Origin of the sequence: Streptomyces maremycinicus (genome assembly GCF_001184025.1) — a bacterium.
Lineage (GTDB): Bacteria > Actinomycetota > Actinomycetes > Streptomycetales > Streptomycetaceae > Streptomyces > Streptomyces maremycinicus.
The window spans coordinates 232,419-254,909 of sequence record NZ_BBYG01000016.1 but is presented as its reverse complement, the minus strand read 5'-3'; the positions used below and the strand labels follow the sequence as shown (position 1 = coordinate 254,909).

Genomic DNA, 22,491 nt, shown 5'->3' with positions numbered 1-22,491 from the left:
CACCCGCCCGCGCACCCGCCGTGCACCCGCCCGTGAAAGGACCCTCCGTGTCCGGTCCCTCCCCGTCCGGTCCCCCCTCGCCCGATCCGCGGCCGCCGTCGCGGCCGGATCCGGAGCCGCTGTCGCACGAGCTGATCGTTCTCAACCCGGCCACCGAGGAGGTCGTCGCCACCGTCCCGGCCGCCGACGCGGCCGACGTGGACCGGGCGGTCGCCCGCGCGAGTGCCGCCCAACGCGCCTGGGCGGCCGCCGCCCCGGCCGACCGGGCCCGGCTGCTGCGCCGTTTCGCCGACGTCGTCGACACGCAGGTCGAGGAACTGGCGCTCCTGGAGGTCCGCGAGGCCGGTCACCTCCTGGGCAACGCCCGCTGGGAGGCCGGCAACGCCCGCGACCTGCTCCTGTACGCGGCCGGCGGTGTCGAACGGCTCCTGGGCAGCCAGATCCCCGTACCGGGCGGCTGGAACGTCACCTTCCGGGAACCGCTCGGCGTGGTCGGGGTGATCGCCCCCTGGAACTTCCCGATGCCCATCGCCGCCTGGGGTTCCTTCCCCGCCCTCGCGGCGGGCAACGCCGTCGTCCTCAAGCCCGCCGAGACCACCCCGCTCACCGCCCTGCGCCTGGCCGAACTGGCCCTGGAGGCGGGCCTGCCGGAGCACCTCTTCCAGGTACTGCCCGGCCATGGAGCCGTCGCCGGCCGCGCGCTCGTCGACCACCCGGGCGTGGCGAAGATCGTGTTCACGGGCTCCACCCGCACCGGCCGCGAGGTCATGGAACGCTGCGCCCGTCAGGTCAAGCCGGTCACCCTGGAACTCGGCGGCAAGAGCCCCAACATCGTCTTCGCGGACGCCGATCTCAAGGCCGCGGCCGACCCGTTCTCCTTCCTCGACAACTCCGGCCAGGACTGCTGCGCCCGCACCCGCGTCCTCGTCCAGGAATCGGTCTACGACGAGGTGGCCGACCACCTGGCGCGGGAACTGGCCGCCGTGACGGTCGGCGACCCGGCCGACGAGAAGACCCGGATGGGTCCGCTGATCTCCCGTCAACAGGTCGACCGCGTACGGTCGTTCGTGCCGGACGACGCCCGGGCGCTGCGCGGCACCGCTCCCGAAGGACCCGGCTTCTGGTTCCCGCCGACCGTCCTCACCGGCTGCGCGCCCGACTCGCCCGCGGCCCGCGAGGAGATCTTCGGCCCCGTCGCCGTCCTGCTGCCCTTCACCGATGAGGCGGACGCCATCCGGCTCGCCGACGACACCCCCTACGGACTCTCCGGCTCCGTCTGGACCCGGGACGTCGGCCGCGCGCTGCGTGTCGCGCAGGCCGTGCGCGCCGGCAACCTGTCCGTCAACTCCCACTCCAGCGTCCGCTACTGGACCCCCTTCGGCGGCTACAAGCAGTCCGGCGTCGGGCGCGAGCTGGGCCCGGACGCCCTGACCGCCTTCACCGAAACCAAGAACGTCTTCATCAGCACGGAGGGCCCCGCACAGTGACCGCATCGCCTGACGAGATCATCTGCCGCCGGCTGGTCGGCCGCACCGCCGTCATCACCGGGGCCGGCAGCGGCATCGGCCTCGCCACCGCGCGCCGGCTCGCCTCCGAGGGCGCGCACGTCGTCTGCGGCGACGTCGACGAGGCCCGCGGCAAGGCGGCCGCCGAGGAGGTCGGCGGCACCTTCGTGCGGGTCGACGTCACCGACCCCGAGCAGGTCGAGGCGCTGTTCAGGACGGCCTACGACACCTACGGCAGCGTCGACATCGCCTTCAACAACGCCGGGATCTCGCCGCCCGACGACGACTCCATCCTGGAGACCGGCCTCGAGGCCTGGAAACGCGTCCAGGAGGTCAACCTGACCTCCGTCTACCTCTGCTGCAAGGCCGCGATCCCCTACATGCGGCGCCAGCGCCGGGGCTCCATCATCAACACGGCGTCCTTCGTGGCCCGGATGGGAGCGGCCACCTCGCAGATCTCGTACACCGCGTCCAAGGGCGGGGTCCTCGCCATGTCCCGCGAGCTGGGCGTGCAGTTCGCCCGCGAGGGCATCCGCGTGAACGCCCTCTGCCCGGGGCCCGTCAACACCCCGCTGCTCCAGGAGCTGTTCGCCACGGACCCGGAGCGCGCCGCCCGCCGGCTGGTCCACATCCCCGTCGGCCGGTTCGCCGAGGCCGTGGAGATCGCCGCCGCCGTCGCCTTCCTGGCCAGCGACGACTCCTCCTTCGTCAACGCCTCCGACTTCCTGGTGGACGGCGGTATCTCCGGGGCCTACGTGACCCCGCTCTAGGACGCCCCGCGGCCCGCCGCTAGAGGAAGGTCCGCCCCTCACCCCGGTAGGTCGGCACGGTCGCCGTCACCGCGTCCCCCTCGACGAGGTGCAGCACGTCGAACCGCTCGCACAGCTCACCGGCCTTCGCGTGCCGGAACCACACCTTGTCGCCGATCAGCAGATCGTCGGCCGGGGAGCCGAGCAGCGGCGTCTGCACCTCGCCCGGGCCCTCCTGGGGGTCGTAGCGCAGCCCCTCCGGCAGATACGGCACGGGCAGCCGGTCGGGCCCGGCGGCACCGGACGCGGGATACCCGCCCCCGAGCACGGTCACGATCCCCACCCCCGGACGCCGGACGACGGGCTGGGCGAACAGGGCCGCCGGACGGCCGCTGAAGGACGTGTAGTTGTCGAACAGACGCGGCACGTACAGTCCCGAGCCGGCCGCGATCTCGGTGACCGCGTCCTCGGCCGCGGTGTGCTGCACACTGCCGGTGCCGCCGCCGTTGACGTACTCCAGATCCGGTACGACGGCCCGTACGGCACGCACCACCGCGGCGCGACGCTCGGCGAGCTCGCGCCGGGCGGTGGCCTGCATCAGGCGGATGGCCCGGGACCGGAACGGCCGCCCGGCGACCGCGTCGCCGACCCCGGCGATGTGCCCCTCGTAGGCCATGATCCCCACGAGTCTGAAACCGGGCCGCCGGGCGATCGCCCTCGCCACGTCGGCGACCTGGGCGGGGGAGTGCAGCGGCGAGCGCAGGGCGCCGACCCGGACCCGGCCGCCGAACAGCTTCAGCGCGGTGTCCAACTCCAGGCAGACCCGGATGACTTCACGCCCTTCGCCGCGCGCGCCGTCGATGAGGTCGAGCTGGGAGACGTCGTCGACCATGACGGTGACGGCCGCGGCCAGCTTGGGGTCGGCGGCCAGCTCGGCGAAGGCGGTGCGGTCGGCGGACGGGTAGGCGAGGAGGATGTCCTCGAATCCGGACCGGGCCAGCCACAGGGACTCGGCGAGGGTGAACGACATGATGCCGGCGAAGCCGTCCTTCGCCAGGACGCGTTCCAGGAGCGTCCGGCAGCGTACGGATTTGCTGGCGACACGGATCGGCTTGCCGCCGGCCCGGCGGACCAGATCCTCGGCGTTCGCGTCGAAGGCGTCCAGGTCCACGAGGGCGAGGGGGGCGTCGAGATGGGCGGTGGCCCGGTCGTAACGGGCCCGGTCGGCGGCGCGCGCAGTCATGAACGAAGCCTGCCAGACGGGATTACCGCAGGGTAGGGGGACGTTCCGGGCAGAAGCCCCGGGCCTCGTGGACTGGTTCCCGTTCGCCCGGCGACTGGCCGTAGAGTGACGCGCACGCACGGAGGACGGCTCCGGCCGGGCAACCGTGCCGGGATGCCGGTTCGTCCGTATGGGTATGCGTGCCCAGAGCGGACTGCCACGTCCGCGCCGGGCCCGCCCGGGCACGAGACCGTCCGCCCGCGTACCAGAACGACGGCCCGGGGACGAGGAAACGGGGGGTGCATGAGCACGGAAGCACGCCGCGCCTCGGTCCCCCCGCGCCCGGACGTGCCGCCGCAGCCCGCCGTCCCGCCCCGCCCGGCGACCCCGCCCCGCCCGTCCCGGCCCCCGGCGGACCCCGTGGACCCGAAGCCGACGGACCCGGCGGACCCGACGTACGGCGCGAGCACCCGCCAGGCCCCCGCGGAGCCCCCGGAGCGCGAACCCGCGCACCGGGCGACCCCCGGCGCGCAGCCGTCGCGGCCCGATCGGCGGGACGCGCGTGAGATGACTTCCGGCGCGGCCGAGCCGCGGGTCGGGCGTCCCACCGGTTCCGCCGGAGCGGCCGGAGCGCGGACGGCCTCCCGCGACCCGGGAACGGCCGGGGACGGCTCTCCCGCCCCGGACCCGGGTTCCCCCCTTTCCCGCACCGCCCCCCGCTTCGGCGGCCCGCGGGCCCAGCACTCGGACGCCATGACCCCGCCCCCGCCGCCCGCGTCGGCCCGCTTCCCCGACATCCCGCCGCAGCCCGCCCGCCCCGCCCGGTCCCCCCGTGGCGAGGACACCGGCACGCCCGCGCGAGCCGAGGAGCGTCCGGCCCCCCGTCCCGCACCGCCCCACGACTTCCGCCGCGCCCCCCGTCCCACCGGGCCGGCCCCCCGCCCCGCCGCCGCGGAGCCCTCTCGCCCCACGGCCCCGGGTGGCACCACGCCGCCTCCGGCCCCGCCCGCGCCCCGCACCACCGGCGCCTTCGCCCCCGAGAACCCCCCTCCCACAGGTGCGGCCGCTCCCCGTTCCGCGGGCCCCGAGAGCACCCGCCCCACGGGCCCGGCCGGCGCTCGCCCCGCCGACCCGGAGGGCTCCCGTCCCGCGGGTCCGGGTGCGTACGGTGCCGACGCGGCTGACGAGCGGCCTGCCGCCGACGGCTTCTTCTCCGCCGGTGCGGGCGCGCGCACCGGTGCGGGCACCCGCCCCGTCGCGCCGCCACCGCCCTCCCGCCCCGACGTCCCGTCGCCGCCCTCCCGTCCCGCCGGCCCGGTGGACGCGCCCGGGTCCGAGCGTGGCTGGTCGCCGTTGCCCCGTGGCTGGGTGCCCGCGCCCGGCCGGAGCCGACGGGAGACGGAGCCGGACGGCGCCGGGGGCGGTCCGCGCGGGGAGTCCCGGTCCGTCGTCGACGACGGACCCGCCTGGAGCCCCGGCGCGACCGTACGGCAGCCCGGGTTCGCCGTACCGCCCGTCCCCGCCGCGCCTCCCGTACCGGAGAACCCGCAGCGGACCGAGGGCGCGGCGAGCGGTCCCGACCCGTCGCTCTCCTGGAGCGCCCCCATGACCCCGGGCGGCACCCTCGGCTCCACCCGGCCCGTGGTGACGTTCGCGCGCCCCGAGGGGTACCGGGACACGCTCCGCCTCTTCGGTCGCCGCGGACGCGTGGCCGCGGCCGCCGCCTGTGTCGTCCTCGGTATGGGACTCATCGGCGGTGCGGTCACGGGCAGTTGGCTGGTCGGAGACTCGGCGGACGCCGCCGAGCACAGCGCCTACGCCACCGCCGGCGGCCTGTGGCACAACGTGCCGGTCGACCGGCTGTTCCCGCCGACGGTCGACGGCCAGGGCGCCGGTCCCGGTGGCGCCGACCGCACCTGGACACGGATCGCCGTCGCCCCGGACGGCGACTGCGCAGGCGCCCTCGACCCGCTGCTGCTCAAGGTGCTCGCGCCGGTCGGCTGCGAGCGGCTCCTGCGGGCCACCTACACCGACGCCACCCAGAGCTACGTGACCACCGTGGGACTGCTGTTCACCACGGCCGACGAGGCCGCCATGCGATCGCTCGACACCCGCTTCACCAGGGAGAAGCTGGCGGAGCGGACCGATCTCATGCCCCGGCCGTACGCCGCGAAGGGCACCGTCGCCGCCGCCTTCGGCGACAAGCAGCGCGCCGCGTGGACGGTGTCCGTCCTCACCGACGCGCCGGTCGTCGTCTACTCCGTCTCCGGCTGGGCCGACGGCCGCGTGGTGGACACCCCGCAGCCGGCCGCGGCGGCCACCGCGGCGGGCGCCACCACGGCCCCCGCCCAGGCCGGCCTCGGCAACGAGGCGCAGGGCCTCGCCGACCGCGTCGAGCGCGGCCTGCGCAAGACCGCCGTCACGTCCTCGGAGCAGCCCTCATGAGCACCCGTACGACCCGCAGGGCCGGGATCCTGTGCTGTCTGCTCGCCGCCACCGTCGCCCTCGTGCCGCCCTCCACCGCCTACGCCGACGGCATCCGCGCCAAGCAGTGGGCGCTGGAGGCCCTGCACACCCAGGAGGCCTGGCAGACCACGAAGGGCGCGGGCATCACCGTCGCCGTCCTGGACACCGGTGTCGAGGCCGACCACCCCGACCTCACCGGCAACGTGCTCACCGGCAAGGACATGGTCGGCTTCGGAGCCGGTCCCGGCGACCGCGCGTGGGCCCGCCACGGCACCGCGATGGCCGGCATCATCGCCGGTCACGGCCATGGCAGCGGCAACGGCGACGGCGTGCTCGGCGTCGCCCCCGAGGCGAAGATCCTGCCCGTCCGGGTCATCCTGGAGGACGGCGACCCGCAGCGCACCAAGGCCCGCAACACCCGCGGCAACGCCCTCGCCGAGGGCATCCGCTGGGCCGCCGACCAGGGTGCCGACGTCATCAACCTCTCGCTCGGCGACGACTCCGCCTCCGCCCACCCCGAGCCCGCCGAGGACGAGGCCGTCCAGTACGCGCTGGACAAGGGATCCGTCGTGGTCGCCTCGGCCGGCAACGGCGGCGAGAAGGGCGACCACATCTCCTACCCGGCCGCCTATCCGGGCGTCATCGCCGCGACCGCCGTCGACCGCTACGGCACCCGCGCCTCCTTCTCCACCCGCCGCTGGTACGCCACGGTCAGCGCGCCCGGCGTCGACGTCGTGATCGCCGACCCGGACCACAAGTACTACGAGGGGTGGGGGACCAGCGCGGCCTCCGCCTTCGTCTCGGGGGCCGTGGCCCTCATCAAGGGCGCCCACCCGGGCCTCACCCCGGCCCAGATCAAGAAGCTCCTGGAGGACACCGCCCGCAACGCCCCCACCGGGGGCCGCGACGACTCCCGCGGCTACGGTTTCATCGACCCGGCCGCCGCGATCAAGGCCGCCGCCGGGCTCCAGCCGGAGGGGCTGCGATCGGCGGCCTACGGTGAGCGGTACTTCGGCTCCGGTCCGGACAAGCCGAAGGCGGACGACGACCCGGCGGGCTGGGCGGGTCTGCTCGCGGGCGGGGCCGGCGGGGTGCTGCTGGTGACGGCGGTCGTCCTGTGGCGCGGCCGCCGCGAGCGGGAGCAGCCCGAGGCCTACGAGGCGTTCTAGCTGGTGGGCCCGTCCGGCATGTTCGGCTTGTTCAGCCTGTCGGGCTTGTCGAACCCGTTGGGCCTGTTGGGCCTGTCCGCCTAGGAGGCGGAGGGCGATGCGGACGCCGAGCCGGACGCCGACACCGACGCGGATGCCGACGCGCCGTCGTCCCGCAGGGCCGACACCGCCGTCCGTGCCACCCGCTCGACCAGCGAGATCCCGGCCGCCTGCGTGGCGTTGCCGTTCGACAGCACGGCCACCAGACAGTCGTGGCCGCCGACGGTCACCCGGCCGATGCTGTTGACGTCCCACAGCCCGGTCGTGCTGCGCGCGAGCCAGCCGTTCTTCAGCGCCCACGAGGACCCGTCGGCCGCCGCCGAGACGCCCCAGCGCTGGTCGGCGGCGATCTGCCCCATCAGGCCTCGCAGATACGTCCGCGAGGCCTCGCTCAGCTCCGACGCGTCCCCGAAGACCTGCCGGAGCAGGGTGAGCTGATCGGCGGCGGTGGTCTGCGTCAGGCCCCACAGCATGTCGTCGCCGCCGGTGGTGCCCGTCAGCCCGAACCGCTCGTTGGCGGCGTCGAGCCCCTGCGCCTTGCCGATGATCCGCCACAGCGCCGAAGCCGAGTCGTTGTCGCTGTTCTCGATCATCGCGGTGGCGTACGTCTTCTCGGCGGCCGTGAGACGCCGGTCCGCGTCCTGGGCCTGGAGCAGCAGCGTCGCCAGGATGTCCACCTTGACGATGCTCGCCGTGTCGAAGGCGTTCTCGCCGTACGTGGCGTCCGCGCCGGAGTCGAGGTCGAGCACGGCCACGGACACGGCCGCGTCCCCCGGCACGGTCACCGACCTCATCGCCGACGCCAGCAGCGCGTCGTGGTCCTTCTCGGGCGCCGCGACCGTCTCCACCGACACCTCTCCGCTCCCTGACCCGGACCCGGAGGCCGGCGCCGACGCCGACGGCGTCGCGGAGGACGACGATACGGCGCCCGCTCCCGAGTGCGCCTGTGCCTTCACGTACACGGTCCCGGCCGCCGTCGCGCCGAGGACGGCGACCACGGCGAGCGCGCTGTGCAGGAGCGGCCGGCGCCGGGTGGGGTGAGCGCGGCGGCTGCGTCGTGCTCCGGAGGACTCCATGAGCGACGATGCTGGGCGCGGCGACTGTGCGCGCCGTTAGACGGAGGTTAGAGGCACGTCAGGGATGTCTGAGAATCCGGTGAAAGACGTCACCGCGGTGTTTCGGGCCCCGCACAAGCCCAGCAGCATCCCCCCGATAGGGTCGACGACCGTGGCGAACAAGAACATTCCCGACTCCGGCTTCTCCGACGACGACGGCTCGGCCGACCCCCGGCTGAGCGCCGCGCTCGCCGCCTGGGCCGAGGACCGCACCGCCGTGGGCCCGGTCCTGGCGGCCCTGAAGGACGCCCGGCTCCTCGTGCCCGTGGTGGCCGTGCTCGGCGAGGTGGAGGAGGACGAGAACGGACTGCGCCGCGAGAAGACCAGCGACATGGCCGTGCCCACGCTGAAGGCCGGCGCCCGCACCGCGCTGCCCGCCTTCACCTCCACGGACTCCCTCGCCCGCTGGGACCCCGAGGCCCGCCCGGTCGCCGTACCCCTGCACCAGGCGCTTCGGGCCGCCGCCCATGAGAAGGCGGACACGGTCGTCCTCGACCTGGCGGGACCCGTGGCCTTCGAACTGAGCGGACCGGCGCTGCTGGCGCTCGCCGAGGGTCGTACCTCGGCCGACCCGCTGGCCGACCCGGCCGTGCGGGCGGCGGTGCGGGCCGCGGTGGCCGCCGAACCGTCGGTCCTCAGCGCCCACCTCGGGCCGGGACGGGCGGACGGCACCCTGGCCCTCGTCCTCGACCCGGCCGCCGTCCCCGCCGAGGCCGCCCGGGCGGTCGCCGGACGGCTCGCCGCCGACGAAACACTGAGGGCCCGCCTGGTGCGCGGCCTCGACCTGGCACTGCTGCCGGCCGGGACGGCGCCTCCGGGCGAGCCCCTGTACGTGAAGAGCTGAACCGGACCGGCGGCTGACGCCGGCCCGACGGGGGAGCGGGATCAGCCGTAGATCGGGCCCGTGTACTTCTCGCCCGGGCCCTGGCCCGGCTCGTCCGGGACGAGGGACGCCTCGCGGAACGCCAGCTGGAGCGACTTCAGACCGTCCCGCAGCGGCGCCGCGTGGAAGGAGCTGATCTCGGTCGCGCTCCCGTCCAGCAGGCCGGCGAGGGCGTGGATCAGCTTGCGGGCCTCGTCGAGGTCCTTGTACTTGTCGCCCTCCTCGGTGAGCCCCAGCTTCACGGCGGCGGCGCTCATCAGGTTGACGGCGACCGTCACGATCACCTCGACGGCGGGGACCTCGGCGATGTCGCGGGTCATCTCGTCGAAGTCGGGGTTGCCGGGGGTCTCGGCGGAGCCGGCGGGGGAGGAGTCACTCATGCCCCACACGATAGGCGCAGGCCGGACCGGTCCTCGTACCGAGGCTCGATTGGCCGTTCCTGGCGCGGGCTGCTAATCTCGTGTAACGACCGGTCGGACACGCGTGCCCCTCGGCAGGCGGATCCGGCCCACAAGTGGAGGCTCCGAACTCCCACCCGACTGTCCTCACGGACGGCGGGTCACCCCGGTCAGGCGGCCACCATCGTTCCGTACGGACGATGGAGTCGCCCGTAGTGCGCCCCGCGTTCACGCGGCGGTGCTCCGGTAGTGCTTGGAGCCCCGCATGTGATCGTTCGGGGCATTTTTTGTGCTTCGGCGTGGTTATAGGTCTAACGAAAAAAGACGTTACGCGGCCGTCCGCCAGACCGCCGCGTGGTGCTACCAAGGAGGATCCATCAGCGCCGAGCCCCGCATCAACGACCGGATTCGCGTTCCAGAGGTGCGACTTGTCGGTCCCAGTGGCGAGCAGGTGGGCATCGTCCCCCTGGCCAAGGCACTGGAGCTTGCCCAGGAGTACGACCTGGACCTGGTCGAGGTCGCGGCGAACGCCCGTCCGCCGGTCTGCAAGCTCATGGACTACGGGAAGTTCAAGTACGAGTCGGCCATGAAGGCCCGTGAGGCGCGCAAGAACCAGGCGCACACGGTCATCAAGGAGATGAAGCTCCGGCCGAAGATCGACCCGCACGACTATGACACCAAGAAGGGTCACGTCGTTCGGTTCCTCAAGCAGGGCGACAAGGTCAAGATCACGATCATGTTCCGCGGTCGTGAGCAGTCCCGGCCCGAGCTGGGCTACCGACTGCTCCAGCGTCTCGCGGAGGACGTCCAGGACCTCGGGTTCATCGAGTCGAACCCGAAGCAGGACGGCCGAAACATGATCATGGTTCTCGGTCCGCACAAGAAGAAGACCGAGGCGATGGCCGAGGCCCGTCAGGCGCAGGAGGCCCGCAAGGCCGAGGCGAAGGCCAACCCGGGTCGCTCGCAGAACGCCGCGGACGCCGACGCCGTCAACGCCGAGGGTGACGCCGATGTCGTCGCCGCCGAGGCTGACGTCGAGGCCCCTGCCGAGGCTCCCGCCGAGGCGTGATCCGCGGGACGCGAGTCCCGAGGACATAACCGATACAAGAGACGTTCCACCGTGCCCGGTTTCACGACCGGGCACCGGAACGCCACCGACGAGGAGAGAACGGCGCTATGCCGAAGAACAAGTCGCACAGCGGTGCCAGCAAGCGCTTCAAGATCACCGGCTCCGGCAAGGTGCTCCGTGAGCGCGCCGGCAAGCGCCACCTGCTCGAGCACAAGTCGTCCCGCGTGACGCGTCGCCTCACCGGCAACGCCGAGATGGCCCCGGGCGACGCCGCGAAGATCAAGAAGCTTCTCGGCAAGTGACGTCGGGCGCGTGCACACGCGCCTGATCTCAGACCGGGACCCAATCGATTCCGGGTCGTGTGAGTCCAACCACGGCCCCGCTACAAGGAGTTAAACAAGTGGCACGCGTCAAGCGGGCAGTCAACGCCCACAAGAAGCGCCGGGCGATCCTCGAGGCGGCCTCCGGCTACCGCGGTCAGCGTTCGCGCCTGTACCGCAAGGCCAAGGAGCAGGTCACCCACTCGCTGGTCTACAACTACAACGACCGCAAGAAGCGCAAGGGCGACTTCCGTCGGCTGTGGATCCAGCGCATCAACGCCGCGGCCCGCGCCAACGGCATCACGTACAACCGCTTCATCCAGGGTCTGAACGCCGCCAACATCGAGGTGGACCGCAAGATCCTGGCCGAGCTGGCCGTGAACGACGCCACCGCGTTCGCCGCGCTGGTCGAGGTCGCGCAGAAGGCCCTCCCGGCGGACGTGAACGCGCCCAAGGCTGCGTGACGCCGCGCCGGCTTCGAGCCGACGTGACTTGAGGACCCGCAGGCTCGCCGCCTGCGGGTCCTTCGCTTCTGCCCGTCCCGGTTCGGCCGTCGTCGGGGTACGGGCCGGGCCGTCGGTGGCCGGTCGCGCAGTTCCCCGCGCCCCCAGGGGCCGCGGTCGCCCTCGCCGCCAAGCCGGTCGCACTGATACCGAAGGTGAACACCATGTCCTCCGCCAGTCCTGAGCCGATCTCCCCGCGGTCCCCCCGCGTCTCCGCCGCTCGGCGGCTCGCTCGGCGGAACTTCCGGGGCAAGGAGCGGCTGTTCCTCGCGGAGGGGCCGCAGGCCGTGCGGGAGGCGGCCGCGCACCGGTCAGGCGGCGAGGCGACCCTGGTGGAGCTGTTCGCCACCGTCGAGGCGGCGGAGCGGTACGCGGACATCATCGGCGAGGCCCGCGCCGTCGGCGCCCGGGTGCACCTCGCCGACGAGCAGGTCATCGAGGACGTCTCCACCACCGTCACCCCGCAGGGCCTCGTCGGGATCTGCCGGTTCCTGGACACGCCCTTCGCGCGGATCCTCGCCGCCCGGCCGAGGCTGGTCGCCGTACTGGCCCATGTGCGCGACCCCGGCAACGCCGGCACCGTCCTGCGCTGCGCGGACGCCGCGGGCGCCGACGCCGTCGTCCTGACCGACGCCTCCGTCGACCTCTACAACCCCAAGGCCGTCCGCGCCTCCGTGGGCTCCCTCTTCCATCTCCCCGTGGCCGTCGGGGTCCCCGTCGAACAGGCCGTGGCCGGGCTGAAGGACGCCGGGGTGCGGATCCTCGCCGCCGACGGCGCGGGGGACGACGACCTCGACGACGAGCTGGACCGGCGGACGATGGGCGGGCCCACGGCCTGGGTGTTCGGCAACGAGGCCTGGGGGCTCCCCGAGGAGACCCGGGACCTCGCGGACGCCGTCGTGCGGGTTCCGATCCACGGGAAGGCCGAGAGTCTGAACCTCGCGACCGCCGCCGCCGTATGTCTCTACGCATCGGCCCGTGCACAGCGCGCCTCCGGAGGGTGCCGCTCCGTCACCGAGAGCTAGTAGGGTGACCAGCTCGGGGGCCCCTCAGTCGTCTGAGAGGTGGGGTACGGGGAATGAGCGTCGGCATGAGCGGTACACGGGATGCGCAGGCCGGTCCCGATGCCTCCGCACCCCGGCCGGCCGGTGACCTCGCCGGTCTCGGCATCGATCCCGACGACCTGCCCGACGGGCTCGTGGTCGCCGACGAACACGGACACGTCGTCTGCTTCAACGCCGCCGCCCAGCGCATCACCGCCGTCTCCGCCGCGGACGCCCTCGGCCGGCGGCTGGAGAAGGCGCTGCCGCTGGAGGACCTCGAAGGCCGCCGCTGGTGGCAGCTGACCGACCCCTACGGCGGTCTCGCCATCCGGGTCGGACAGCCCGAGCGCAACCTCCTGCTGCCGGGCGGTCGCGAGGTGCTCGTCACGGTGCGGTACGTCCGCGCCGAGCCCACCGGACCGGTCCGCCGGGTCGTCGTCTCGATCCGCGACACCGAGGCCCGCCGCCGTACCGAACGCAGCCACGCCGAGCTGATCGCCACCGTCGCCCATGAGCTGCGCTCCCCCCTCACCTCGGTCAAGGGCTTCACCGCCACCCTGCTCGCCAAGTGGTCGCGGTTCACCGACGACCAGAAGCGGCTGATGCTGGAGACCGTCGACGCCGACGCGGACCGGGTCACCCGCCTCATCGCCGAGCTGCTCGACATCTCGCGCATCGACTCCGGGCGGCTGGAGCTGCGCCGCCAGCCCGTCGACATAGGCGCGGCCGTGGGACGGCACATCCAGGCCTACGTCGCCGCGGGCCAGCCCGCCGACCGGTTCCTGCTGCGCCTCGAACAGCCGCTGCCCGCCCTGTGGGCCGACCCCGACAAGGTCGACCAGGTGCTCAGCAACCTCCTGGAAAATGCGGTGCGCCACGGCGAGGGAACCGTCACCATCGATGTCACGCCCTCGGCGTCCCCCCGCGAAGGGGAGGACACCGGTACGTCGGTCACCGTGAGCGACGAGGGCGCAGGCATCCCGGAGGAGTCCATGAACCGCGTCTTCACCCGCTTCTGGCGGGGCAGCAAGCGCGGCGGCACGGGCCTCGGGCTGTACATCGTCAAGGGCATCGTCGAAGCCCACGGCGGAGTCATCACGGTCGGCCGCGCCCCCGGCGGCGGCGCCCGGTTCCGATTTACGTTGCCCGTGAGCGCCCCGGCGTATCTCACCTGAGAACCGGCCGGGCAGCCCGCGGGCGCATCCGTATACCTCCACCCCGTTAGACTCGGCCTTTGGCACCTTTGTGTCCCATGGACGGCCCTCTGACCTCAGCGTGAGTCGGTGACGGGGACCTTCAGCCAGCCAATCGGAAGCACGGGAAGAGATGTCGGCACCGAATAAGTCGTACGACCCGGTAGAGGTCGAGGCCTTGAAACCGGAAGAGATCGAGCGCATGCGGGACGAGGCGCTCGCCGCCTTCGCCGCCGCGGACTCGCTCGACGCGCTCCAGGAGGCCAAGGTCGCGCACACCGGCGGCACCTCCCCGCTGGCCCTGGCCAACCGCGAGATCGGCGCCCTGCCGCCGCACGCCAAGGCGGCCGCCGGCAAGCTGGTCGGCCAGGCCCGAGGCGCCGTGAACAAGGCCCTCGCCGCCCGCCAGGAGGAGCTCGAGGCCGAGCGCGACCAGCGGGTGCTGGTCGAGGAGGCGGTGGACGTCACACTGCCGTACGACCGCGAGCCGGCCGGCGCCCGCCACCCGCTCACCACACTGTCGGAGCGCATCGAGGACGTCTTCGTGGCCATGGGCTACGAGGTCGCCGAGGGCCCGGAGGTCGAGGCCGAGTGGTTCAACTTCGACGCGCTCAACATCGGTCCGGACCACCCGGCCCGCGGCGAGGCCGACACGTTCTTCGTGCAGGGCCCGCAGGGCGGCACCGAGTCCGGTGTCGTGCTGCGCACGCACACCTCGCCGGTGCAGATCCGCTCGCTGCTCGGCCGTGACCTGCCGGTGTACGTCATCTGCCCCGGCCGCGTGTACCGCACCGACGAGCTGGACGCGACGCACACCCCGGTCTTCCACCAGGTCGAGCTGCTCGCCGTGGACGAGGGCCTGACCATGGCCGACCTCAAGGGCACCCTGGACCACATGGTCCAGTCGCTGTTCGGCGAGGGAATGAAGACCCGGCTGCGGCCGAACTTCTTCCCGTTCACCGAGCCGTCCGCCGAGATGGACATGGTGTGCTACGTCTGCCGCGGCGAGTCCGTCGGCAACCCCGACCGCCCCTGCCGCACCTGCTCCAGCGAGGGCTGGATCGAGCTGGGCGGCTGCGGCATGGTCAACCCCAAGGTGCTGGCCGCCTGCGGCGTCGACCCGGAGAAGTACAGCGGGTTCGCCTTCGGGTTCGGGATCGAGCGGATGCTGATGTTCCGCCACAACGTCGAAGACATGCGAGACATGGTCGAGGGTGACGTCCGGTTCACCCGGCCGTTCGGGATGGAGATCTGATGCGGGTCCCGCTTTCCTGGCTGCGGGAGTACGTCGACCTGCCGGCCACCGAGACCGGCCGTGACGTGCAGGCCAAGCTCGTCTCGGCGGGCCTCGAGGTCGAGACCGTCGAGCCCCTCGGCGCCGACCTCAAGGGTCCCCTCGTCGTGGGCCAGGTGCTCACCATCGAGGAGCTCGAGGGCTTCAAGAAGCCGATCCGCTTCTGCACCGTCGACGTCGGCACCGCCAACGGCACCGGTGAGCCCCAGGAGATCGTCTGCGGCGCCCGCAACTTCGCCGTCGGCGACAAGGTCGTCGTGGTCCTCCCGGGCGCCGTCCTGCCCGGCAACTTCGCGATCGCCGCGCGCAAGACGTACGGCAAGACCTCCCACGGCATGATCTGCTCCGGCGACGAGCTGGGCATGGGCGACGACGGCAGCCACGGCATCATCGTGCTGCCGCCGGAGACCGAGGTCGGCAAGGACGCCATTGAGCTGCTCGAGCTGGTCGACGAGGTCCTGGACATCGCCGTCACCGCCAACCGCGGCGACTGCCTGTCCATCCGGGGTGTCGCCCGCGAGGCCGCCATCGCCTACGGTCTGCCGCTGCGCGACCCGGCCCTGATCGACGTACCGGCGCCGAACGCCTTCGGCTACCCGGTGCAGGTCTCCGAGCCGATGGGCTGCGACCGCTTCACCGCCCGCACCGTCACCGGTCTGAGCCCCGAGGCGCGCTCCCCGATCTGGCTGAAGCGCCGGCTCCAGAAGGTCGGCATGCGCCCGATCTCGCTCGCCGTCGACATCACCAACTACGTGATGATGGAGATCGGCCAGCCGCTGCACGCCTACGACCGTTCGCTGGTCCAGGGCACCATCGGCGTGCGCCGGGCCGGGGAGGGCGAGCGGATCGTCACCCTCGACGGCGTGACCCGCGAGCTGCACGCCGAGGACCTGGTGATCACCGACGACCGCGGTCCCATCGGCCTCGCCGGTGTCATGGGCGGCGCCGACACGGAGATCGCCGATCACGACGCCGCCGAGAACGGCGGCGCCTCGACGACCGACGTGGTCATCGAGGCCGCCCACTTCGACGCGGTGTCCATCGCGCGTACGGCCCGCCGGCACAAGCTGTCCTCCGAGGCGTCCCGGCGCTTCGAGCGCGGTGTCGACCCGCAGGCCGCGGCGGCCGCCGCGCAGCGCACGGTCGACCTGCTGGTCCTGCTCGCGGGCGGCACGGCCGACGCGGGCGTCACGGAGATCATCGCGCCGTCCGCCCCGCACACGATCAGCGTCCCGGCGAACCACCCGGACAGGGTCGCGGGCGTGGAGTACGGCCGGGAGAGCGTCGTCCGCCGTCTCCAGGAGATCGGCTGCGACGTGTACGGGCAGGACGAGCTGATCGTCACCGTCCCGTCCTGGCGGCCCGACCTCGCCGAGGCCAACGACCTGGCGGAGGAGGTCATCCGGCTGGAGGGCTACGAGAACCTGCCCTCCACGCTGCCCAAGCCGCCCTCCGGCCGCGGTCTCACCCACCGCCAGCGCCTGCACCGCCGCGTCGGCCGTGCCCTGGCCGGCTCCGGCTATGTCGAGGCGCCGAACTACCCGTTCGTCAGCGAGCACGTCTTCGACCAGCTCGGCCTGGACGCCGACGACCCGGCCCGCCGTGTCGTCCGGCTGACGAACCCGCTCAACGACGAGGAGCCCGCGCTCCGCACGTCGCTGCTGCCGGGCCTGCTGGCCGCCCTGCGCCGCAACGACGGCAGGGGCTCGCACGACTTGGCGCTCTTCGAGACCGGGCTGGTGTTCCTCCCGCAGGAGGAGCAGCGCGTGGCCGGGCATCTGCCCGTCGACCGCCGTCCCACCGACGAGGAACTCGCGGCGCTGGACGCCGTGCTGCCCGCGCAGCCGCGCCATGTCGCCGTCGCCCTCGCGGGCGCCCGCGAGCAGGCCGGCTGGTGGGGCAAGGGCCGTCCGGCGGACTGGGCCGACGCCGTCGAGGCGGCGCGCGCCGTCGCCCGTGAGGCCGGGGCCGAACTGATCGTCCGCGCCGGGCAGTACGGGCCGTGGCACCCGGGCCGGTGCGCCGAACTGCTGGTCGTCGTCGACGGTGCCGAGCGCGTCGTGGGCCACGCCGGTGAGCTGCACCCGCGGGTGCTGAAGGCGCTGGGGCTGCCCTCGCGGACCTCCGCGATGGAGCTGGACCTGGACGTCCTGGAGCAGGTCGGGGACGACACGCCCCAGGCGCCGAGCATCTCGGTGTTCCCGGTGGCCACGCAGGACGTCGCCCTCGTCGTCGACAGGTTCGTCCCGCACGCCGAGGTGGAGGCCGCGCTGCGCGAGGGCGCCGGTCCACTGCTGGAGGGAATCCGGCTGTTCGACGTGTACGAGAACGCCGATCAGCTCGGTGAGGGACGCAAGTCGCTCGCGTACGCGCTGCGTTTCCGCGCGGACGACCGGACGCTGACCGTCGACGAGGCGTCGGCGGCTCGGGACGCGGCGGTCGCCCTGGCGGGTGAGCGGACGGGAGCGGTGTTGCGGGCCTGATGCCGGCACCCCGGGTCACTTCACTCATCCGGGTGACAACAGAGGTGAACCCGTAGGTACGGGCCATGACCTCGACAGAATCGGACCGGCCTTTCGGGGCCGGTCCGATCTGCGTTGTCGGGGCCTGGACGGGGGACCAACGACATGTTCGGCATCAGACGGCCGCTGCGCCGGGTCCTCGCGCCGGGGCTGCCCACGGCCTGGGGCGCACTGGCGATCACCTACAAGCTGTTCTGTCCGCTGGCCCGCCAGGACGCGCTCCCGGCCCGGATCGTCACCAGTGCCGTCTTCTTCGCCGTCGGCACCGGGCTGGTACTCCATATGCGGCAGGCCCTGGTGCGTGAGCTGAAGCAGGCGCGGCGGGTCGCCGGGGCCGCGCAGAGCGTGCTGCTGCGGCCGCCGCCGTCCCGCGTCGAGGGGCTGAACGCGGCCGCCGCCCAGCTCTCCGCGGACCGCGGCGCGAGCGTGGGCGGCGACCTGTACGAGGTGATCGCCACCGAGCACGGCGTGCGGGTCGTGATGGGCGACGTCCGCGGGCACGGGCTTCCCGCGCTGGGTACCGTCGCCGCCCTGCTCGGCAGTTTCCGCGAGGCCGCCCATGACGAGCCCGACCTCGGCCGGGTACTGCGCCGCCTGGAGCGTGCCCTTCACCGGCATCTGTGCGAGAGGGCCCGGGACACCCCCGACGCCACGGTGGCGGAGGAGTTCGTCACCGTGCTGGTGCTCGAGATCCGCGAGGACGGCGAGCTGTACGTCCTGAACTGCGGGCATCCGTGGCCGTATCTGCTGGGCGGCGCGGGCGTGCGGCCGCTGGCGCGGGCGGATCCGCTGCCTCCGCTGGGACCGTTCCCGCTGCCGGTCGACCTCTCGCCCGTGCCTTGCGGTCACTTGCTCAGGGGTGAGTCCGTGGTGCTGTTCACGGACGGCGCCGAGGACGCGCGGGACACCCGGGGCCGGTTCTTCTCGCTGCCGGAGTCGCTCACCGAGGCGGCGCACGACCGTCCCGTCTCACCCCAGCAGATCCTGCGCACGGTCCTGGCCGCACTGGTGCGTCACACGGCCGGCAGACCCACGGACGACATCGCCCTGCTGGTGCTGGAGAACGACCGCGGGTCCGGCCCGCCGGGGGCACGCGGCACCGTACGGCCGGCCACGACGCACCCGCAGCCGACGACGGGCCGCTAGGGGGTGTCTGACACATGCCCGCCGCGTCGCGACGCCTGGCACGCACGCTCGCCGCGTTGCCGAAACACCCACGTGGCTCCGCCACGAGGGCGCTCCGGCGCCTTGCGATCGCACGCACCGGACGCCGCTCCTCCACCCGCGCCCGTGCGTCAGACACCCCCTGGGCCGGGGTCCCGGACCCGACCCCGCCCGGCGGCGCGCGCCGCACCGCCGGGCCGTCGCTGTTTGAGGGGGGAGCCGACGGCCCGGCGAACCTCTTGCGAGGCATTCCAGTCAACCGACCGGAGACGCTCCGCGACAGTGCGCGCACCCTGCGAATGCGCGTACTCCGTTCACACCCCGTGTGAGGACGGAGCCACTACTCTGACGGCACCGAGGTACCGGGGGGCACCCATGCAGCCCAACACTCTGCTCGACGCGATCCTGGACGAGGCGGGCGTCTCGCACGCGGGCCTCGCCGCCCACGTCAACCAGGCCGGCCGGGCCCGCGGACTCGCGCTGCGGTACGAGCACACGGCGGTGGCACGGTGGCTGAAGGGCCAGCGGCCGCGCGGCCAGGTGCCCGACCTGATCTGCGAGGTGCTCGCCGGGCGGCTGCACCGGCCGGTCACCCTCGACGACATCGGCCTCGGCGTGCCGGGCGAACCGGCAGGCCCGCACGGCACCTCGCTCTCCGGTTTCGTCGAGCGGGCCACCGCCCTGTGGCGCTCCGACGAGCAGCAGCGCCCGCACCTGCTGGGGGCGCCCGCCGTCACCGGCACGCCGGCCGTGATGCCGGTGTGGGAGTGGGAGAACCCGCCGGAGGACGTCGACGTCTCCCGGGGCGGCCGGCACCGGGTCACCCCGGCCGACATCGAGATGCTGCGGGCCGCCCGCGCCCACTACGAGCAGATGTACCGCAAGGCGGGCGGCATCGCGACCCGCAGCCGTATCGTCGGCTTCCTCAACGCGGAGACGGCGCCCCTGCTGCGCGGCGGCTACACCGACGAGACGGGCCGTCAACTGCACCGTGCCACCGGCGGATTGGTCGCCGTCGCCGGGATCTGCGCGTACGACGCGGACGCGCACGGCCTGGCCCAGCGTTACTTCCACCAGGCGCTGCGCCTGGCAAAGGCCAGTGGGGACCGGGGACTCGGGGCGTATGTCATCGCCCTCCTCGTCAACCAGTCGCTGTACATGCGGGAGTACCGGCAGGCGGTGGCCTTCGCGGAGGCCGCGCTGCGGGCGGCGGGCCGGCACATCACGCCCGCCCTCGCCTCCGACCTGTACGCGATGCAGGCCAAGGCGTACGCGCACCTCGGCGACGGTACGAGTGCCCTGTCCTGCATCCGGCGTGCCGAGACCGCCGCCGATCACATCCGGCGCGGACACGAGCCCGACGAGACCGGCTATGTCCAACCGGGCCTGGTCAACGTCCAGGTGGCGGAGGCGCTGCTCAGCCTCGGCGACCTCACCGCCGCGGCCGAGCATGCCGCGGCCGCCGTCGACACCCCGGCGCACGACCGGGGCCGGGTGCACCGGCTCGCCATGCTCAGCACGATCGAACTGCGCCAGGGCAACACCGACAAGGCGGTGGTCACCGCGGTGCAGATGGCCGAACAGGCCCGGGGGATGGAGTCCCAGCGGGTGCGCGACAGACTCCGGGCGGTACGCGAACACCTGGTGCGCAGCGACTGCGCGGGCACGGCCGAGGCGGCCGAACTCATCGACGGGGCACTGCGCGTACCGCTCTAGGCGGGACACGGCGGGGTGTCCGACACCGGTACCGACACCCCCGACAGCGGTACCGCCACCGATACCGACACGACACCTCCACAGGCGCCGGACCCCGTCCGCGACGCCGACGCTGCACAGTTCCTGCTGCGATATTGCCACTCACTCGACGGAAGGTGGCAGAACCGTGCAGTGGACGAAACAGAACGAACAAACTGTGTATGAAAACCGCTGGTTCAGCGTCAACCTGGCGGACGTGGAGCTGCCGGACGGCCGGCATCTCGACCACTTCCTCATACGGCTGAGGCCGGTCGCGGTGGCGACGGTCGTGAACCGGGCCAACGAGGTGCTCCTGCTGTGGCGCCACCGCTTCATCACCGACAGCTGGGGATGGGAGCTCGCGGCGGGAGTGGTGGAGGACGGCGAGGACATCGCCCGCGCGGCCGCCAGGGAGCTCGAGGAGGAGACCGGCTGGCGGCCGGGACCGCTGCGCCACCTGATGAGCGTGGAACCGTCCAACGGGCTCACCGACGCCGTCCATCACATCTACTGGTCGGACCACGGCGAGTACCTGGGGCACCCGGTGGACGACTTCGAGTCGGACCGCCGGGAGTGGGTCCCCCTCAAGGTCGTTCCCGACCTCGTCGCCCGGGGGGAGGTCCCGGCCGCCAACATGGCGGCCGCGCTGATGCTGCTGCACCACCTCAGGCTCGGCGAGGGGTAGCCGTGGACCGGCCGGGGTTCAGTGGGCCAGGGCCTGCCAGACCGTCGCGACCAGTGCCCCCAGGGCCGTGAGCGCCGCGAGCGAGGGCAGCGGCCAGCGCGCGTGTTCCAGCGAGACCATGCGGGAGTTCAGCTCGTCCAGTTCCTTGGCGGTCTCCTCGGTGCGGTGGGACAGCAGGGCCAGTCCGCCCTCGACGCGGGCGTAGGCCACATCGAGCCGGCGACGTAACTCCGCGAGTTCTCCATGAACGACGGGATGCTCGGGGTCGGCGGTCACGTGTCCGCTCCTTTCCGTGGTCTTCTCACATCCCTTGCATGCGCATGACGAGTGAACCCGCCGGGCGGGCCGGTGGGGAGAGTGTGCGCGCGGCATATGCGGACCCGTGGCGCACACGGCGTGTGAATGCCGCGGGCCCGGCACTCCGAGGAGCGCCGGGCCCGTGGGGGAACACGGTGGGTGATCAGTACGCGTAGAAGCCCGAACCGGTCTTGCGGCCCAGCCGGCCCGCGTCCACCATGCGCTGGAGCAGCGGGGGAGCGGCGTACAGCGGCTCCTTGTACTCGTCGTACATGCTCTGCGCCACCGAGGCGACGGTGTCCAGGCCGATCAGGTCGGACAGCTTCAGCGGACCCATCGGGTGGGCGCAGCCCATCTCCATGCCGTTGTCGATGTCCTCGCGGCTGGCGATGCCCGTCTCGAACATCCGGATCGCGGAGAGCAGGTAGGGGATCAGCAGCGCGTTGACGACGAAGCCGGACCGGTCCTGGGCGCGGATCGCGTGCTTGCCCAGCACCTTCTCGGCGAACAGCTGGGCCCGGCTGAGCGTGCCCTCGGAGGTGGTGAGCGCCGGGATCAGCTCGACGAGCTGCTGCACCGGGGCCGGGTTGAAGAAGTGGATGCCGACGACGTGGTCGGGCCGCGAGGTGGAGACCGCCAGCTTCACCAGCGGGATGGAGGAGGTGTTGGAGGCGAGGATCGCGTCCGGCCGGGTCACCACCTGGTCGAGGACCTGGAAGATCTCGGTCTTGACCTGCTCGTTCTCGACCACGGCCTCGACGACCAGGTCCCGGTCGGCGAACTCGCCGAGGTCGGTGGTGAAGCTGAGGCGGGCGAGGGTGTCGTCCCGCTCCTCCTCGGAGATCTTGCCGCGCTCGGCGGCCTTGGCCAGGGAGTTCAACAGCCGGGTCCGGCCGATCTCCAGGGCCTCGCCGGTGGTCTCGGCGACCTTGACGTCGAGGCCGGCGCGGGCGCAGACCTCCGCGATGCCCGCTCCCATCTGGCCGCAGCCCACCACTCCGACGCGTGAGAGATCTCCCGCTGGGGTGCCCGTCACATCAGTCCCTTTCGCCGCGCTGACTCAGATGGCCGGGGCAGGTCTCCCGGGTTTTCGGGCGCCCTGCTCCGATCGTGCACGTTAC

General features: G+C 73.0%; 20 protein-coding genes. 15 read left to right on the top strand and 5 right to left on the bottom strand.

Annotated elements, in window-relative coordinates:
* Nucleotides 1-119: 119 nt before the first annotated feature.
* The gene (locus AOQ37_RS24420) at nucleotides 120-1,487 is read left to right on the top strand and encodes an aldehyde dehydrogenase family protein (protein WP_062647229.1); all 1,368 of its coding nucleotides are present in this window, start codon (nucleotides 120-122) and stop codon (nucleotides 1,485-1,487) included.
* Nucleotides 1,484-2,275: a 3-oxoacyl-ACP reductase gene (locus AOQ37_RS24415; RefSeq protein ID WP_062646856.1), complete on the top strand. Its 792-nt coding sequence runs from the start codon at nucleotides 1,484-1,486 to the stop codon at nucleotides 2,273-2,275. Before AOQ37_RS24420 ends, AOQ37_RS24415 begins: the two co-directional genes overlap by 4 nt.
* Nucleotides 2,276-2,294: 19 nt before the next feature.
* Here AOQ37_RS24415 and AOQ37_RS24410 read toward each other — a convergent pair whose 3' ends face one another.
* Complete coding sequence (locus tag AOQ37_RS24410; RefSeq protein WP_062646854.1) at nucleotides 2,295-3,497, bottom strand: amino acid deaminase/aldolase; 1,203 nt, start codon at nucleotides 3,495-3,497, stop codon at nucleotides 2,295-2,297.
* A 282-nt stretch (nucleotides 3,498-3,779) separates the two neighbouring features.
* Here AOQ37_RS24410 and AOQ37_RS41465 point away from each other — a divergent pair, with 282 nt between their 5' ends.
* Together AOQ37_RS41465 and mycP are read left to right on the top strand one after the other, a co-directional pair.
* A complete protein-coding gene (locus tag AOQ37_RS41465; RefSeq protein WP_234436992.1) occupies nucleotides 3,780-5,921 on the top strand; it encodes a hypothetical protein in 2,142 nt (713 codons plus the stop codon).
* A complete protein-coding gene (mycP, locus tag AOQ37_RS24400) occupies nucleotides 5,918-7,111 on the top strand; it encodes a type VII secretion-associated serine protease mycosin (RefSeq protein ID WP_062646852.1) in 1,194 nt (397 codons plus the stop codon). The genes AOQ37_RS41465 and mycP overlap by 4 nt, the downstream gene beginning before the upstream one ends.
* Before the next feature lie 80 nt (nucleotides 7,112-7,191).
* Here mycP and AOQ37_RS24395 read toward each other — a convergent pair whose 3' ends face one another.
* On the bottom strand, nucleotides 7,192-8,226 hold the full coding sequence (locus tag AOQ37_RS24395) for a serine hydrolase (protein ID WP_062646850.1): 1,035 nt from the start codon (nucleotides 8,224-8,226) through the stop codon (nucleotides 7,192-7,194).
* A gap of 151 nt (nucleotides 8,227-8,377) precedes the next feature.
* Here AOQ37_RS24395 and AOQ37_RS24390 point away from each other — a divergent pair, with 151 nt between their 5' ends.
* The gene (locus tag AOQ37_RS24390) at nucleotides 8,378-9,109 is read left to right on the top strand and encodes an SseB family protein (RefSeq protein WP_062646847.1); all 732 of its coding nucleotides are present in this window, start codon (nucleotides 8,378-8,380) and stop codon (nucleotides 9,107-9,109) included.
* 41 nt (nucleotides 9,110-9,150) lie between these two features.
* Here the strand turns inward: AOQ37_RS24390 and AOQ37_RS24385 are convergent, their stop codons facing one another.
* Entirely contained in the window at nucleotides 9,151-9,528 is a 378-nt protein-coding gene (locus AOQ37_RS24385) for a DUF1844 domain-containing protein (protein WP_062646845.1), read from the bottom strand.
* Nucleotides 9,529-9,922: 394 nt separating this feature from the next.
* Between AOQ37_RS24385 and infC the strand changes: the two genes are divergently transcribed.
* The 10 genes from infC (at nucleotide 9,923) to AOQ37_RS24335 (ending at nucleotide 21,073) form a co-directional block, all read left to right on the top strand.
* A complete protein-coding gene (gene infC / locus AOQ37_RS24380) occupies nucleotides 9,923-10,615 on the top strand; it encodes a translation initiation factor IF-3 (RefSeq protein WP_078890353.1) in 693 nt (230 codons plus the stop codon).
* Between the two features lie 107 nt (nucleotides 10,616-10,722).
* On the top strand, nucleotides 10,723-10,917 hold the full coding sequence (rpmI, locus tag AOQ37_RS24375) for a 50S ribosomal protein L35 (RefSeq protein WP_003977225.1): 195 nt from the start codon (nucleotides 10,723-10,725) through the stop codon (nucleotides 10,915-10,917).
* A 98-nt stretch (nucleotides 10,918-11,015) separates the two neighbouring features.
* Nucleotides 11,016-11,399, top strand: coding sequence for a 50S ribosomal protein L20 (gene rplT / locus AOQ37_RS24370; protein WP_020132316.1), 384 nt, complete (start codon nucleotides 11,016-11,018; stop codon nucleotides 11,397-11,399).
* A 203-nt stretch (nucleotides 11,400-11,602) separates the two neighbouring features.
* A complete protein-coding gene (locus AOQ37_RS24365) occupies nucleotides 11,603-12,463 on the top strand; it encodes a TrmH family RNA methyltransferase (RefSeq protein WP_062646841.1) in 861 nt (286 codons plus the stop codon).
* Between the two features lie 53 nt (nucleotides 12,464-12,516).
* On the top strand, nucleotides 12,517-13,656 hold the full coding sequence (locus AOQ37_RS24360) for a sensor histidine kinase (RefSeq protein ID WP_062646839.1): 1,140 nt from the start codon (nucleotides 12,517-12,519) through the stop codon (nucleotides 13,654-13,656).
* A gap of 151 nt (nucleotides 13,657-13,807) precedes the next feature.
* Nucleotides 13,808-14,929, top strand: a complete 1,122-nt coding sequence (gene pheS, locus AOQ37_RS24355; protein WP_062646838.1) for a phenylalanine--tRNA ligase subunit alpha — start codon at nucleotides 13,808-13,810, stop codon at nucleotides 14,927-14,929.
* Nucleotides 14,929-17,451 carry a phenylalanine--tRNA ligase subunit beta gene (gene pheT, locus AOQ37_RS24350; RefSeq protein WP_062646836.1) on the top strand — a complete coding sequence of 841 codons (2,523 nt, stop codon included), beginning with the start codon at nucleotides 14,929-14,931 and terminating at the stop codon, nucleotides 17,449-17,451. The genes pheS and pheT overlap by 1 nt, the downstream gene beginning before the upstream one ends.
* A gap of 144 nt (nucleotides 17,452-17,595) precedes the next feature.
* Nucleotides 17,596-18,636, top strand: a complete 1,041-nt coding sequence (locus tag AOQ37_RS24345) for a PP2C family protein-serine/threonine phosphatase (RefSeq protein ID WP_062646834.1) — start codon at nucleotides 17,596-17,598, stop codon at nucleotides 18,634-18,636.
* A gap of 393 nt (nucleotides 18,637-19,029) precedes the next feature.
* Nucleotides 19,030-20,370 (top strand): NsdA family TPR-like regulatory protein, encoded by a 1,341-nt coding sequence (locus AOQ37_RS24340; protein ID WP_062646833.1) that lies wholly within the window; start codon nucleotides 19,030-19,032, stop codon nucleotides 20,368-20,370.
* A gap of 166 nt (nucleotides 20,371-20,536) precedes the next feature.
* Entirely contained in the window at nucleotides 20,537-21,073 is a 537-nt protein-coding gene (locus tag AOQ37_RS24335; protein WP_078890332.1) for an NUDIX hydrolase, read from the top strand.
* An 18-nt stretch (nucleotides 21,074-21,091) separates the two neighbouring features.
* Here the strand turns inward: AOQ37_RS24335 and AOQ37_RS24330 are convergent, their stop codons facing one another.
* Nucleotides 21,092-21,349 (bottom strand): hypothetical protein, encoded by a 258-nt coding sequence (locus AOQ37_RS24330; protein WP_062646829.1) that lies wholly within the window; start codon nucleotides 21,347-21,349, stop codon nucleotides 21,092-21,094.
* 184 nt (nucleotides 21,350-21,533) lie between these two features.
* Nucleotides 21,534-22,406 (bottom strand): 3-hydroxybutyryl-CoA dehydrogenase, encoded by an 873-nt coding sequence (locus AOQ37_RS24325; RefSeq protein ID WP_078890331.1) that lies wholly within the window; start codon nucleotides 22,404-22,406, stop codon nucleotides 21,534-21,536.
* Between the last annotated feature and the right edge of the window lie 85 nt (nucleotides 22,407-22,491).

Excerpts from the sequence above, each read along its gene's own strand:
- AOQ37_RS24410 (WP_062646854.1), bottom strand. The coding sequence starts at position 3,497 with ATGACTGCGCGCGCCGCCGACCGGGCCCGTTACGACCGGGCCACCGCC.
- AOQ37_RS41465 (WP_234436992.1), top strand. The coding sequence starts at position 3,780 with ATGAGCACGGAAGCACGCCGCGCCTCGGTCCCCCCGCGCCCGGACGTG.
- mycP (WP_062646852.1), top strand. The coding sequence starts at position 5,918 with ATGAGCACCCGTACGACCCGCAGGGCCGGGATCCTGTGCTGTCTGCTC.
- AOQ37_RS24395 (WP_062646850.1), bottom strand. The coding sequence starts at position 8,226 with ATGGAGTCCTCCGGAGCACGACGCAGCCGCCGCGCTCACCCCACCCGG.
- AOQ37_RS24385 (WP_062646845.1), bottom strand. The coding sequence starts at position 9,528 with ATGAGTGACTCCTCCCCCGCCGGCTCCGCCGAGACCCCCGGCAACCCC.
- rpmI (WP_003977225.1), top strand. The coding sequence starts at position 10,723 with ATGCCGAAGAACAAGTCGCACAGCGGTGCCAGCAAGCGCTTCAAGATC.
- AOQ37_RS24365 (WP_062646841.1), top strand. The coding sequence starts at position 11,603 with ATGTCCTCCGCCAGTCCTGAGCCGATCTCCCCGCGGTCCCCCCGCGTC.
- AOQ37_RS24360 (WP_062646839.1), top strand. The coding sequence starts at position 12,517 with ATGAGCGTCGGCATGAGCGGTACACGGGATGCGCAGGCCGGTCCCGAT.
- pheS (WP_062646838.1), top strand. The coding sequence starts at position 13,808 with ATGTCGGCACCGAATAAGTCGTACGACCCGGTAGAGGTCGAGGCCTTG.
- pheT (WP_062646836.1), top strand. The coding sequence starts at position 14,929 with ATGCGGGTCCCGCTTTCCTGGCTGCGGGAGTACGTCGACCTGCCGGCC.
- AOQ37_RS24345 (WP_062646834.1), top strand. The coding sequence starts at position 17,596 with ATGTTCGGCATCAGACGGCCGCTGCGCCGGGTCCTCGCGCCGGGGCTG.
- AOQ37_RS24340 (WP_062646833.1), top strand. The coding sequence starts at position 19,030 with ATGCAGCCCAACACTCTGCTCGACGCGATCCTGGACGAGGCGGGCGTC.